This is a genomic window from Streptomyces sp. NPDC050264 (assembly GCF_040655895.1).
GTDB lineage: Bacteria > Actinomycetota > Actinomycetes > Streptomycetales > Streptomycetaceae > Streptomyces.
On record NZ_JBFAKV010000026.1, the window covers coordinates 76351 to 89474 of the forward strand.

Below are 13124 nucleotides of genomic sequence, written 5' to 3' on the forward strand. Positions count from 1 at the left end.
CACGGCCGCAGTGCCGAGGATCACTCTCTCGCGCGGAGGGGCGAGGGACGTACGGTCGAATCCCGCCGAGTCCCGCGCGATCCCGCCGTGGGACGATTTGCAGTGTTTTCCAGCCGGACGGCGGGGGAGGGAGCAGCCGTGCCCAAGGTGTCGTCGGTGACCGTCCCGTACGCGGCGTATCTGCGCGTGTACGAACCCCTCGCGGCTTTTCCGCAGCCGGAGCGGGGCCACTGGGAGCGGTACGCGAAGCGCGAGCACCATCCCTCCTGCCAGGACGAACTGCACCGCTCCCTGGCCGACTTGCTCCCGGTACCGCCGATTCCGGTGCCGGTGCACGAGAGCGACGACGCGTTCGTGATCGAGGTCGAGGGGGTGCTGTGCGTCTGCCCGTGGCGCACCCGGCTGCGCGGCTGGCAGGCCCTGGAGGCGTTGCCGGGGCTGCTGCCGGCCCCGGTCCTGGACGCGGCGCTCCCGCCGGTGGTGCGCCGGCAGGCGTCCGACGACTACGAGCGCTGGCTGGAGCGCAATCCGGACGCGCGGCCCTGGATCCGTACGTCGACGTGGCAGGTGCCGCTGAGCTGGTTCGTGCTCGTCGCCGACGAGGAGCGCGAGTACGAGGCCAAGGGGGCCGGGGGCGAGACGGCCGAGGGCGGTCCGGTGCTGCGCTACCGCACCCCGATGGTGCAGGCGAGGCGGCGGGTCGCGCGCGGGCTGAAGGCGCTGAGGGACGCGATCGACGAAAGTCCCCTGATCGACGGGCTGTTGGACGTGGGGCGCTGGCTGGAGGAGTTCCACCCCCGCTCGCTCGTCGAGCTCGACTACGGCGGTCTCGCGCACTCGCTGCCGCCCGACGTGCTCGACGGTGACCACTCGGCGGCCGACGTCGCCGAGGGCATCGAGGCGCTGCGCTCCGGTGACGACGACGGAGCGGGGGAGGCGTACGCCCGGCTCGTGGCACGCTGGCGGGCAGTGCGGGACCGGCAGAACTCCAACTGAGAGCGGGCTGTGAACCCAACTCTCGGGACGCACAGGCTTCTTCGGGACCTACGTCCCGATCCGGGCTTTTGTGTCAAGCGTGACGGACTGCACTAACTACGCCCTTGCGCCCATCACCCCTCCTCGTGCCAAAATAGGACAAGGAGTCCGGGGAGGGCTCCATCCGTCCGGCTATGTCCACCCATAGGCAAGCATGGATGGATTACTCGGCATTGCACTGTCGCTGGGGGGTCTGACGACTCCTGATCGCTCTGTGACTGATCGTCACTGTGGCGTGACTGTCCGCTATGGCATGGTCCATCGGCTTCCGTCGCTGATGAACACCTGGGAGGGCAATTCCATCGGTTTGGCCGACGAGGCTGGACGGATGGTGTAGTTGTAGTGCCGAGGACAAGCCGTTCGTCCTATAACCGACTCGACCCGTGTCCGCCATTTCGGGCAACGCGGGTCAAGGTGCAGAATTTAAAGGAAAGAACCGAGAAGGTTCGGTTCTCCCGAGGAGGCCGCTCATGACCGCTCGCACCCCTGATGCCGAGCCGCTGCTGACCCCCGCCGAGGTCGCCACGATGTTCCGCGTGGACCCGAAGACGGTCACGCGCTGGGCGAAGGCTGGCAAGCTCACGTCGATTCGTACGCTCGGCGGGCACCGCCGTTACCGCGAGGCCGAGGTCCGCGCACTGCTTGCGGGTATTCCGCAGCAGCGCAGCGAGGCCTGAGGCACCGCATAACGCAGCAATACCGGGCGTTTCGGGTCCCCCAACTCGTTTCGCGCCCACCTTGCACCACACGACGTGGGTCCTGCCCCAACAGGACCGCTGCCCACTGAAGCGTCATCTCCACTGCATCACGGGCGCGTCGTCGATCGCGCTGGACTCCGCCGGGTCCAGCGCGATCTTTTTTGTGCGCTGAGCGCCTGGTCGGCGGTGTTCTGTGGGTGCCCTTGTCGGACCTTGGGGGGTTCCCCGGCCCGGACCCGGGCGGTCCCCGGCCGGTCCCTGAGCGGTGCCTGGCGGCCCGCTGTGAGAGTGGTGCAATTGCACATATTAAATTGAGCAGTTGTAGGAAGGGTGTAAGAAACGGTGTTTCCAAAACTAGTTCGGTGACACCCGTCACATACCGCGGAGGTTGTTGCCGGTGACGCCTGTGCGCTAGAGGAGGCCGGCGCGCTCAGGCGGTCCCGGGGTCGTCTCCGACTCTCCCCAGGCTCCCACCAGTTGAGGGGCGCGTGGGGCGGCTTAGGTCACCCCTTCGGGGGACTTTCGTCCTCGTCGCCCTCCCAGGCGCTCTCAAGGTCCTCCTGGGCCTCTGTGGCGGGGTCCATGGCCAGCCGCAGGAGTCGGTGGCAGATCGGGCAGTGCCGGGTCAGATGAGGCCGGCCGGAGGCGGCGGAGAGGTGCGCGCGCAACAGGGCGCGGGTTTCGTGCCGTCGTATCGGTGTCGCCATGCATCAGCCTCCTGTCCTGGCCCCGGTTCCGCCTGGTTCTGGCGTACCGAGGGGCCGCGCCGCCGTCAAGGGCGCCTTCCGCGGCATATGGGGGCATGCGAGGACATACGAGAAGAAGCCCGCACCGATTCGGTGCGGGCTTCTCATCTACTGCGGTCCTGACGGGATTTGAACCCGCGGCCTCCACCTTGACAGGGTGGCGAGCACTCCAAACTGCTCCACAGGACCAGGTTTCGCTGCGCTGTTACTGCGTTGCGCTGCGAGCAGGACTCTACAGCAGTGCAGGCCCGCCGGTCGAACTCACTCCACGTACCCGGCCGCTCACGGCGCGGCGGCGTCGATCGCCTTCACGATCCGCTTGTCCGAGACGGGGTACGCCGTGCCCAGCGCGTGCGCGAAGTAGCTGACGCGGAGCTCCTCGATCATCCAGCGGATGTCCAGTACCTCCTGCGGCACGGGCCGCCCCTGCGGCAGTTGTTCGAGCAGCCAGGCGTACTCGTCCTGCATCTCGTGGACCTTCTCCATGCGGGTGGTGTCCCGCTGGACGCCGGTCGGCATCTGTTGGAGCCGGCGGTCGGCCGCGACCAAGTACCGCATCAGGTCGGGCAGCCGGCGCAGGCCCGTGCCCGTCACGAAGCCGGGGTGGACCAGGGCCGTCAACTGCGTGCGCACGTCCTGGCGGTTGGGCAGCAGCGTCGGACTGGTCGTGGACTTCAGACGCCGCTCACAGGCCTGCCAGGCCGCGAGGACCTGCTGCACCTGCCCGACCGTCCGCACGGTCGTGTCGACGATCTCCGCGCGCACCTTCTCGTAGAGCTTGCGGTACGACTCCTCGTCCCAGGCGGGGCCGCCGAAGTCTCCGATGAGCTTGTCGGCGGCCGCCATGGCGCAGTCGTCGAAGAGGGCCTGCACGGTGCCGTGCGGGTTCGCGGACAGGGCCAGCTTCTGGGCGTTGCTCAGCTTGTCCGAGGCGAACTTGCCGGGGTTCACCGGGATGTTGCGCAGGATGAGCCGGCGCGTGCCCTTCCACATGGCCTGCGCCTGCTCGGCCTCGGTGTCGAAGAGGCGTACGGACACGGTGTCTCCGTCGTCCACGAGCGCCGGATACGCCTTGACCGGCTGGCCCGCGCGCCGTGTCTCGAAGACGCGGGAGAGCGTGCCGATGGTCCAGTCGGCCAGGCCCTTGCGCTCGACGGACTCGCCGCCGGAGCGCTCGGCCGTCGCGGCCGCCGCCTGGGAGATGGCCTGGCGGGCCTTGGGCTTCAGCCGCAGCTTGAGGGTCTCCAGGTCCTTGTCCTCGGCGAGCTTGCGGCGCCGCTCGTCGACGATCCGGAAAGTGATCTTCAAGTGGTCCGGTACGCGGCTCAGGTCGAAGTCGTCGGGCGACACCGGGACGCCGACCATCCGCTGCAGCTCGCGCGCGAGCGTCGTCGGCAGCGGCTCCTGCAGCGGCACGGCCCGCTCCAGGAACGCCTTGGCGAAGTTGGGGGCCGGCACGTAATTGCGGCGGATCGGCTTGGGCAGGGACCGGATCAGCTCGACCACGACGTCCTCGCGCAGACCGGGGATCTGCCAGTCGAAGCCTTCGTCGTCCACCTGGTTCAGGACCTGGAGCGGGATGTGGACGGTCACGCCGTCCGCGTCCGCCCCGGGCTCGAACTGGTACGTCACCCGGAACTTCAGGTTCCGCTGGTGCCAGGTGTCCGGGTAGTCGTCCTTGGTGACGGCCTCCGCGGACTCGCGGATGAGCATGGACCGCTCGAAGTCGAGCAGCTCCGGCTCCTCGCGCTGCTTCTTCTTCCACCAGGAGTCGAAGTGCGCTCCGGAGACGACGTCCTCGGGCACCCGCTGGTCGTAGAAGTCGTAGAGGGTGTCGTCGTCGACCACGATGTCGCGGCGGCGCGCCCGGTGCTCCAACTCCTCGACCTCGGTGAGGAGTTTGCGGTTGGCGGCGAAGAACTTGTGGTGTGTGCGCCAGTCGCCCTCGACCAGCGCGTTGCGGATGAACAGCTCGCGGGAGACCTCGGCGTCGATCCGGCCGTAGTTGATCTTCCGCTGGGCGACGAGCGGAACGCCGTACAGCGTCACCTTCTCGTACGCCATCACGGCCGCCTGGTCCTTCTCCCAGTGCGGCTCGCTGTAGGTGCGCTTGAGGAGGTGCTCGGCCAGCGGCTCGACCCACTCGGGCTCGATCCGCGCGTTGACCCGCGCCCACAGGCGGGATGTCTCGACCAGTTCGGCCGACATCACGAAGCGGGGCGGCTTCTTGAAGAGGGCCGAGCCGGGGAAGATCGCGAACTTGGCGTTGCGGGCGCCGATGTACTCGTTGCGGCCGCCGCCGCGCTCGCGCTGCTTGGGGTCCTTCTGGACGGACTCCTTCGTCTCCTTCACGTCCTTCATCCCGATATGGGAGAGGAGACCGGAGAGGAGGGAGACGTGGATCGAGTCGCCGGGGGCATCGTCCTCATTGAGGTGGATGCCCATCTGCTTGGCGACCGTGCGCAGCTGCGTGTAGATGTCCTGCCATTCGCGGATGCGCAGGAAGTTCAGGAACTCGCGCTTGCACATCCGGCGGAAGGCGGAGGAGCCCAGGTCCTTCTGCTGTTCACGGACGTAGCGCCACACGTTCAGGAGGGCCAGGAAGTCGCTGGTCTCGTCCTTGAAGCGGGCGTGCTGCTGGTCGGCCTGCGCCTGCTTGTCGGAGGGACGCTCACGCGGGTCCTGGATCGACAGGGCCGCCGCGATCACCATGACCTCGCGCACGCAGCCGTTCTTGTCGGCCTCCAGCACCATGCGGGCCAGACGCGGGTCTACGGGAAGCTGGGCCAGTTTGCGGCCCTGCGGAGTGAGCCGCTTGCGGGAGTCCTTCTCGCCGGGGTCCAACGCCCCGAGCTCCTGGAGGAGCTGGACGCCGTCGCGGATGTTGCGGTGGTCCGGCGGGTCGATGAAGGGGAACTTCTCGATGTCGCCGAGGCCGGCCGCCGTCATCTGGAGGATGACCGAGGCGAGGTTCGTCCGGAGGATCTCCGCGTCCGTGAACTCGGGCCGCGCGAGGAAGTCGTCCTCACTGTAGAGGCGTACGCAGACGCCGTCCGAGGTACGGCCGCAGCGGCCCTTGCGCTGATTGGCGCTGGCCTGGCTGATCGCCTCGATGGGCAGGCGCTGCACCTTCGTACGGTGGCTGTAGCGCGAGATGCGGGCGGTGCCCGGGTCGATGACGTACTTGATGCCCGGGACGGTCAGGGACGTCTCCGCCACGTTCGTCGCGAGGACGACGCGTCGGCCCGTGTGCTGCTGGAAGACGCGGTGCTGCTCGGCGTGCGAGAGCCGCGCGTACAAGGGGAGCACTTCGGTGAAGCGGAACTTCTTCTTCTCCAGGGCGTCCGCCGTGTCACGGATCTCGCGCTCGCCGGAGAGGAAGACGAGAATGTCACCGCTGTCGCCCTCGCGCTGGAGCTCCTCGACGGCGTCCGTGATCGCGGTGATCTGGTCGCGGTCGGCGTCGTCCGACTCCTCTTCGAGGAGCGGTCGGTAGCGCACCTCGACCGGATACGTGCGGCCGCTGACCTCCACGATCGGGGCGTCCCCGAAGTGCCGTGAGAAGCGCTCCGGGTCGATCGTCGCCGAGGTGATGACGACCTTGAGGTCCGGGCGCTTCGGCAGCAGCTGGGCCAGGTAGCCCAGCAGGAAGTCGATGTTGAGGGACCGCTCGTGGGCCTCGTCGATGATGATCGTGTCGTACGCGCGCAGCTCGCGGTCCGTCTGGATCTCGGCCAGCAGGATGCCGTCCGTCATCAGCTTGACGAACGTGCTGTCCTGGCCGACCTGGTCGGTGAAGCGCACCTTCCAGCCGACCGCCTCGCCCAGCGGCGTGCGCAGCTCGTCGGCGACGCGCTCGGCGACCGTGCGGGCCGCGATCCGGCGGGGCTGGGTGTGCCCGATCATGCCGCGCACGCCCCGGCCGAGGTCGAGACAGATCTTCGGGATCTGTGTCGTCTTGCCGGAGCCCGTCTCGCCCGCCACGATCACGACCTGGTGGTCGCGGATCGCGTCGGCGATCTCGTCCTTCTTCTGGCTGACCGGGAGCTGCTCGGGATACGTGACGTCGAGCGCCGACCGGCGCTCGCGCCGGGTGGCGATGCGGACCTCGGCCTTCTCGGCCTCCGCGTCGATCTCGGCGACCACGGCGGCGCGGGCCTCGGGCTTGCGGATCTTCCGCGCGCCTTCGAGCCTGCGGCCCAGACGGTGCGCGTCACGGAGGGACAGCTCGGAGAGGCGCCGCGCGACGGCGTCCAGGGCGGGGGCAGGCTGCGTAGACATACGTCCTTCAGGATCTCACCTCGGGGAAATTTGTGGCGAACGGTTTTGCCACAGCGCCCGGCAGGTGGACGGCAGGTGGACCCTCTCGGGGTGTATGCGGCTTATCTGTGCTTTAGCGTCCAGGTATGTCGTCCTTGCACGAACAGGAACAGCCGCGACCGCACCCCCCGCACGGTGAGCACGGGCGGGCGCCGACGAAGGCCGAGCGCTGGACCTCGTACAAGAAGTCCCCGTTCCTGCCGGCGTGCGTGCTCGTCGTCATCCTGGCCGCGGCGGCGGCGCTGTTCGCGGCCTCGTACACGTACTCCATGGCGAACCCCACGCCGCACAACATCCCCACCGGCGTCACCGGGGAGCGGGACGCCGCGCGGCGCAGTGCCTTCGTCGGAGCGATGGAGAAGGCGCTCGACGCGGAGCTCGATCTGAAGCACTACGCCACCCGGGCAGCGGCCCGCAAGGCCATCGACGAGCAGCGGATCTTCGCGGTGCTCGACGTGCGCGACAAGGGGGCCCGGGTCGAGCTGGACGTGTCCAGCGCGTCCGGCGTCTCCGTGGCCCAGGTCTTCTCGGAGGCCGCGCCCGTCGTCAGCAAGAAGACCGGGATCCCGGTCACCGCCAAGGACCTGCACCCGCTGCAGAGCGGCGACCCGCGGGGCCTGGCGATCTTCTACATCTCGCTGGCGGCCGTGATCATCGGCTTCGTCGGGGCGATCCAGCTGAGCGTGCACGCGCGGGGCCTGAACCCGGCCGAGCGGATCGCTTTCACCGTGATCTACGCGCTGTTCGGCGGGTTCGCCGTGGCGGCGGTCGTGGACTGGGGGCTCGGCGCGCTGGATCTGCCGTTCGTCGAGTCCTGGCTGATCCTCGCGCTGACGATGTTCAGCTGCGGGATGGTCTTCACGATGTTCAACACGTTCTTCCACCGCTGGGCGATGATCCCGACCTGGGGGCTGCTGGTCCTGGTGGGCAATCCGGCGTCGGGCGGGGCGGTGGCGCCGCCGCTGCTGCCCACGTTCGTCGGCCGCCTCGGACAGTGGCTGCCACCGGGTGCGTCGGTGAACGCCCAGCACACCGCGGTCTACTTCCAGGGCCACCAGCACGCCTTCCCGTTCCTGGTGCTGGCCGGGTGGGGGCTCGTGTCGAGCGGCCTGTTCTGGTTCTGGCGGCACAAGCATCCGGGCGGACGCGGGACCCAGCCGCTGCACGCGGCGGCCGTGTAGGGCCGGCTGCCGGGCAACGCAATAGGCCCCGTCCGAGGACGGGGCCTAATTCCTGTGGCTGGGGCCGGGATCGAACCGGCGACCTATCGCTTTTCAGGCGATCGCTCGTACCAACTGAGCTACCCAGCCACGAAGTTCACGAGGAACTTCAGCGGTCCTGACGGGATTTGAACCCGCGGCCTCCACCTTGACAGGGTGGCGAGCACTCCAAACTGCTCCACAGGACCAAGCTGTTGCGTGCAACAGTGTTGCACACGGACTTACGTGCCCCCAACGGGATTCGAACCCGTGCTACCGCCTTGAAAGGGCGGCGTCCTAGGCCGCTAGACGATGAGGGCTATCGGCCCGCCTGGGCGCTTCGCAGCGCGTCGGGGACGTGAGAAGCATATGGGATGCGGGGAGCTATCGCCAAAACGGTTTACCGGGGGCCCGTGGAGGCGGAATCGGTGGTGGAGGCGGAGCCGGGCGACGAGGGGGTCGCACCCGGCTGGTTCTCCTTGGGGAGGTGGCGGCTGACCTCGGCCTTCGACAGGCCGAGACCGCCGAGCCTGATCTCGTCCCAGGCCTGCAGACGCTTGGTGGCGCTGTCCAGATAGAGCACGGACGTCTCGACGGGATCGGGGTATTTGTCGTCGACCGCGCGCAGGCCGCTGCCGCCGGTCGAGCCCTCGACGCGGAGCCGGGTCCCGAGGGGGAGCACCTGCATCTTCTGGCGGTGGATGTGCCCGGCCAGGACCAGCGGCACCGCGCCGTCCGTCTCGCGGGCCGCCACCGGTTCGTGCGCCAGCGCGATGTCGACCGGGGTGCCCGCCGCCCGCTGGTCGCGCAGCGCCGAGGCGAGCCGGATGCCCGCCATCCGCTCGGCCGGGTCGCCCTGGGCCTTGGTGGAGCGGTCCGGGGTGTACTGCGGGTCCCCGGTGCCGGCGATGCGCAGGCCCGCGACCGTGACGGCCCTGCCGTCGTCGAGTACGCGGACGTTCTTGAAGCGCTTGCGGGACGACAGGTACTTCTGGGTCGTCTTCGAGTCGTGGTTGCCGCGGATCCACACGTAGGGCGCGCCGAGGTCCCTGATCGGGTCGAGGAAGGCGTTCTCGGCGGCCGAGCCGTGGTCCATGGTGTCGCCGGTGTCGATGATGACCGAGATCCGGTACTGCTCGACGAGCGACGCGATGATCTTCCACGAGGCCGGGTTGAGGTGGATGTCGGAGACGTGCAGGACGCGGATCGTGGAGGGGTCCGGGCGGTACGTGGGCAGCGTGGACGTCACGTCGTAGAGCTTGGTGACGTTGGTGACCAGGCGGGCCAACTCCTCCTGGTAGACGTCGAACTCGGTGACGATCGAGCGGGCGCTGCCGACCACGGAGGGGGCCGAGGAGAGCAGCCCGGAGAACTTCGGCTCCAGGACCGAGTTCGGGTTCCAGGTCGCGTACGCGGTCCCGCCGGACGCCGCGAGGAGCGCGAGGGCCAGACCGCCGGCCGCCAGGGCGCGGCGCGGGCGCCGGTAGACGGCGAGGCCGAGCGCGGTCGCGCCGGAGACCACCGCCACGCAGGAGCGGACGGCCAGGTCGAGGGTGCCGTGCTCGACGTCGCGGGCCACCTCGTCCTGAAGCCCCGAAATGCGCTCCGGGTGGTCGACCAGGGCCCGCGAGCGGATCGGGTCCAGCTGGTCGACGTCGACGTCGAGGCGGATGGGGGCCGTGTGGGACTTGAGTTCCAGGGCGCCGAGCGGGGACACGTTGATCTTCGTTCCGCCGGACAGGGACGGGCGCAGCGTCATCCGGGTGTCCATCGGTCCCACGGGGGCGCGGACGCTGCCGACGACGAGGAGGCCGAGCCAGGCGCCCAGCAGGACGACCGTGACCAGGCCCAGGGCGCGTATGTACGGGCGGGGCGCGGGGGCCGTATGCAGGTCCGGGGGTGAAAGGGGGCGCGAGCGGCGCCGCGGGAGGGGCGATGGGGCGGTGCGGGAGCCCCGTAACCGGTGGAGGACTCGGCGTATGGCGACAGCGGGAGAGCGGGCCATTGCTGCCGTATGCCCAAGTGGACGGGTGGATATGCGGGGTCGTGCCGGACAATGGCGGTGTGCTGGAGATGACGCGCGAGGCATTCGAGGAACTGGTGGCCGAGGCGCTCGACCGGATTCCGCCCGAGTTGACGCGGCTCATGGACAACGTCGCGGTGTTCGTCGAGGACGAACCGCCCGCGGGCGAGCCCGAGCTGCTCGGGCTCTACGAAGGGACGCCGCTCACCGACCGTGGTGAGTGGTACGCGGGGGTCCTGCCGGACCGGATCACCATCTACCGGGGTCCGACGCTGCGGATGTGCGAGTCCAGGGAGGACGTCGTCGCGGAGACCGAGATCACGGTGGTGCACGAGATCGCGCACCACTTCGGGATCGACGACGCGCGGCTGCACGCTCTCGGGTACGGCTGAGGCCTCACGGCTGCGGCTGCTTCTCGGGGGACGGCTGAGAAGCAGGGCCGTCCGGCGTTGTTTGTGCGGGCTTTGTGCGGTGCGTGTCTTCTTGTGCGGCGCGAGAGTTGGGAACGGTGACCCTGTCACGTGCCCGGAGGTGCGCCCGTGCGCCAGCTGCCCGTATCGCTTTGTGCCCTTCGACTGAGCCGTCTGGCCGCGGCCACGGTCGCCGTCGCCGCGGCCGCCGGGTGCATGAGCGTGGCCGACGACGGGCGGTCCCCCGCGCCCTCGCACCCCACGGCGCACCGCGGCGCGGGCCCCGCACCCGACGGGGGCACGATGGTCTCCGACGGGGTCGGCGGTACCGGGGGGCGGGGCGAGGGCGCGTCGTCGGCGGGTCCGGACGCCGCCGCTTCGGCCTCGGGTTCCGCCTCGCCTCCCGCCGCCTCCGCGTCGCGCGGCGCGGCCCCGTCGAAGGCGGCACCGCCCGCGCGGGGCACCACACCGCCGGCGAGGCCGAGTCCGCCGCGCGTCACTCCGTCGTCGCCGGCCCCGCCGGAGGAGACGCCGACGCCGACGCCCACGCCGTCCGCGACGACAGCGGAGCCGTCGTCGTCCGCGCACGAGCAGCAGGCCTCCCCGCAGCTGATGCGTGAGCCGGCGCCGCAGGCCGGAAGCCCGGCGTAGGCGTGTGAGCCGCGTCTCACGAGGGGGTTTCGCCAGGAAGCGGTTTGCCTTCGGGGGTGGGGGGTGCGTATGGTGGTAGATCGTTTGATCCCATTTGCCCGGCGCCGTACAAGAGCGCCGCGTGGCGCGTACTCTCCCTTGCCGTGGCTGGACCGCATTGAGGCGGTCGATTTGCGAATTTGCGAATACACGGAGTTGACGGGCGCGTGCCGAAACTCCGGAAGGTTTCGCATTTCGCATGTCCATTTCTGCTGAACACACCATCGTGACCGCCGACGAGAACGTCGACATCGCCGAGGCCGTCGAGGCGCTCGAGACCGTCGACACCGATGTTGAGAACGACGAGGCCGCCGAGCCCACCCTCACCTTCGCGGACCTCGGCCTGCCCGAGCCCGTCGTGCGCAAGCTCGCCGCGAACGGTGTGTCGACCCCCTTCCCGATCCAGGCCGCGACCATCCCGGACGCCCTGGCCGGCAAGGACATCCTCGGCCGTGGCCGTACCGGCTCCGGCAAGACCCTCTCGTTCGGTCTGCCGACGCTGGCCCGCCTGACCGGCGGCCGCTCCGAGAAGCACAAGCCGCGCGCCGTCATCCTCACCCCGACCCGTGAGCTCGCGATGCAGGTCGCGGACGCCCTGCAGCCCTACGGCGACCAGGTCGGCCTGAAGATGAAGGTCGTCTGCGGCGGTACGTCGATGAGCAACCAGATCTACGCCCTGGAGCGAGGCGTCGACATCCTCGTCGCCACCCCGGGCCGACTGCGCGACCTCATCAACCGTGGCGCCTGCAACCTCGGCAACATCGAGGTCGCCGTCCTCGACGAGGCCGACCAGATGTCCGACCTGGGCTTCCTGCCCGAGGTCACCGAGCTGCTCGACCAGGTCCCGGCCGGCGGCCAGCGGATGCTGTTCTCCGCCACGATGGAGAACGAGATCAAGACCCTCGTCTCCCGTTACCTGAACAACCCGGTCAGCCACGAGGTCGACAGCGCCCAGGGCAACGTCACGACGATGTCGCACCACATCCTCATCGTGAAGCCCAAGGACAAGGCGCCGGTCACCGCGGCCATCGCCTCCCGCAAGGGCCGCACGATCATCTTCGTCCGTACCCAGCTGGGTGCCGACCGCATCGCCGAGCAGCTGCGCGAGTCCGGTGTGAAGGCCGACGCCCTGCACGGCGGCATGACGCAGGGCGCGCGTACCCGCACCCTCGCCGACTTCAAGGACGGCTACGTCAACGCGCTCGTCGCGACCGACGTCGCCGCCCGCGGCATCCACGTCGACGGCATCGACCTGGTCCTGAACGTGGACCCGGCCGGTGACCACAAGGACTACCTGCACCGCGCGGGCCGTACGGCGCGCGCCGGCCGCACCGGCACGGTCGTCTCCCTGTCGCTGCCGCACCAGCGCCGCCAGATCTTCCGTCTGATGGAGGACGCGGGCGTCGACGCCGGGCGTCACATCATCCAGGGCGGTGCCGCCTTCGACCCCGAGGTCGCGGAGATCACCGGTGCCCGGTCCATGACCGAGGTGCAGGCCGAGTCCGCGGGCAACGCGGCGCAGCAGGCCGAGCGCGAAGTCACCCAGCTGACCAAGCAGTTGGAGCGCGCGGGCCGTCGCGCGGCCGAGCTGCGCGAGGAGGCCGACCGCCTCACCGCGCGTGCCGCCCGTGAGCGCGGCGAGGACGAGGAGGGCGTGGCCGCGGCCGTCGCCGCCGCCGCCGAGGCCGCCGCCGAGCAGGCCGCCGAGGCCGTCGCCGCCGAGGTGCCGCAGCAGTCGTCCTCGTACGAGCAGCCGCGTCAGCGCCGTGACGACCGGGGCAACTTCGAGCGTCGTGACCGTCGTGACAACGACCGTGGCGGCAACCGTGGCGGCTTCGAGCGTCGTGACAACGACCGTGGCGGCTTCCGCCGTGACGACAACCGTGGTGGCGGCTTCCGCCGCGACGACAACCGTGGTGGCGGTTTCAACCGTGACGACCGCGGTGGCAACCGTGGTGGCGGTTTCAACCGTGACGACCGCGGTGGCAACCGTGGCGGTGGCT

General features: G+C 69.6%; 9 protein-coding genes and 4 tRNA genes. 5 read left to right on the forward strand and 8 right to left on the reverse strand.

The features are described 5' to 3' along the window. The first annotated feature begins 138 nt into the window (after positions 1-138). Both AB0J02_RS35140 and bldC read left to right on the forward strand, forming a co-directional pair. On the forward strand, positions 139-996 hold the full coding sequence (locus AB0J02_RS35140) for a hypothetical protein (protein ID WP_363197900.1): 858 nt from the start codon (positions 139-141) through the stop codon (positions 994-996). Positions 997-1505: 509 nt separating this feature from the next. Then, positions 1506-1712 (forward strand): developmental transcriptional regulator BldC, encoded by a 207-nt coding sequence (bldC, locus tag AB0J02_RS35145; protein WP_003949541.1) that lies wholly within the window; start codon positions 1506-1508, stop codon positions 1710-1712. A gap of 524 nt (positions 1713-2236) precedes the next feature. Here bldC and AB0J02_RS35150 read toward each other — a convergent pair. The 3 genes from AB0J02_RS35150 to hrpA form a co-directional block, all read right to left on the reverse strand. Beyond that, positions 2237-2440 (reverse strand): DUF6274 family protein, encoded by a 204-nt coding sequence (locus tag AB0J02_RS35150; protein WP_363197901.1) that lies wholly within the window; start codon positions 2438-2440, stop codon positions 2237-2239. A gap of 153 nt (positions 2441-2593) precedes the next feature. Beyond that, positions 2594-2668, reverse strand: a tRNA-Asp gene (locus tag AB0J02_RS35155). A gap of 93 nt (positions 2669-2761) precedes the next feature. Further along, positions 2762-6760 (reverse strand): ATP-dependent RNA helicase HrpA, encoded by a 3999-nt coding sequence (gene hrpA / locus AB0J02_RS35160; protein WP_363197902.1) that lies wholly within the window; start codon positions 6758-6760, stop codon positions 2762-2764. A 125-nt stretch (positions 6761-6885) separates the two neighbouring features. On the opposite strand from hrpA, the gene AB0J02_RS35165 reads away from it, so the two are divergent. Next, positions 6886-7980, forward strand: a complete 1095-nt coding sequence (locus AB0J02_RS35165; protein WP_363197903.1) for an ABC transporter permease — start codon at positions 6886-6888, stop codon at positions 7978-7980. A gap of 55 nt (positions 7981-8035) precedes the next feature. Here AB0J02_RS35165 and AB0J02_RS35170 read toward each other — a convergent pair. The 4 genes from AB0J02_RS35170 to AB0J02_RS35185 all read right to left on the reverse strand — a co-directional run bounded on the left by AB0J02_RS35170 (position 8036) and on the right by AB0J02_RS35185 (position 10003). Continuing rightward, positions 8036-8109, reverse strand: a tRNA-Phe gene (locus AB0J02_RS35170). A 23-nt stretch (positions 8110-8132) separates the two neighbouring features. Further along, positions 8133-8207: transfer RNA gene (locus AB0J02_RS35175), tRNA-Asp, on the reverse strand. Between the two features lie 38 nt (positions 8208-8245). Then, positions 8246-8318: transfer RNA gene (locus AB0J02_RS35180), tRNA-Glu, on the reverse strand. A gap of 80 nt (positions 8319-8398) precedes the next feature. After that, complete coding sequence (locus AB0J02_RS35185) at positions 8399-10003, reverse strand: metallophosphoesterase (protein WP_363197904.1); 1605 nt, start codon at positions 10001-10003, stop codon at positions 8399-8401. A 59-nt stretch (positions 10004-10062) separates the two neighbouring features. Here AB0J02_RS35185 and AB0J02_RS35190 point away from each other — a divergent pair, with 59 nt between their 5' ends. Beyond that, positions 10063-10413 carry a metallopeptidase family protein gene (locus AB0J02_RS35190; protein WP_363197905.1) on the forward strand — a complete coding sequence of 117 codons (351 nt, stop codon included), beginning with the start codon at positions 10063-10065 and terminating at the stop codon, positions 10411-10413. Positions 10414-10538: 125 nt separating this feature from the next. Here AB0J02_RS35190 and AB0J02_RS35195 read toward each other — a convergent pair whose 3' ends face one another. Further along, the gene (locus AB0J02_RS35195; protein ID WP_363197906.1) at positions 10539-11102 is read right to left on the reverse strand and encodes a hypothetical protein; all 564 of its coding nucleotides are present in this window, start codon (positions 11100-11102) and stop codon (positions 10539-10541) included. A gap of 218 nt (positions 11103-11320) precedes the next feature. Between AB0J02_RS35195 and AB0J02_RS35200 the strand changes: the two genes are divergently transcribed. Further along, positions 11321-13124: DEAD/DEAH box helicase (locus AB0J02_RS35200; RefSeq protein ID WP_363197907.1), on the forward strand; the 1804-nt coding region annotated here is incomplete at its 3' end.

Bases quoted from the DNA above. Each gene is read 5' to 3' on its own strand.
- hrpA (WP_363197902.1), bottom strand. From the start codon at position 6,760: ATGTCTACGCAGCCTGCCCCCGCCCTGGACGCCGTCGCGCGGCGCCTC.
- AB0J02_RS35165 (WP_363197903.1), top strand. From the start codon at position 6,886: ATGTCGTCCTTGCACGAACAGGAACAGCCGCGACCGCACCCCCCGCAC.
- bldC (WP_003949541.1), top strand. From the start codon at position 1,506: ATGACCGCTCGCACCCCTGATGCCGAGCCGCTGCTGACCCCCGCCGAG.
- AB0J02_RS35185 (WP_363197904.1), bottom strand. From the start codon at position 10,003: ATGGCCCGCTCTCCCGCTGTCGCCATACGCCGAGTCCTCCACCGGTTA.
- AB0J02_RS35150 (WP_363197901.1), bottom strand. From the start codon at position 2,440: ATGGCGACACCGATACGACGGCACGAAACCCGCGCCCTGTTGCGCGCG.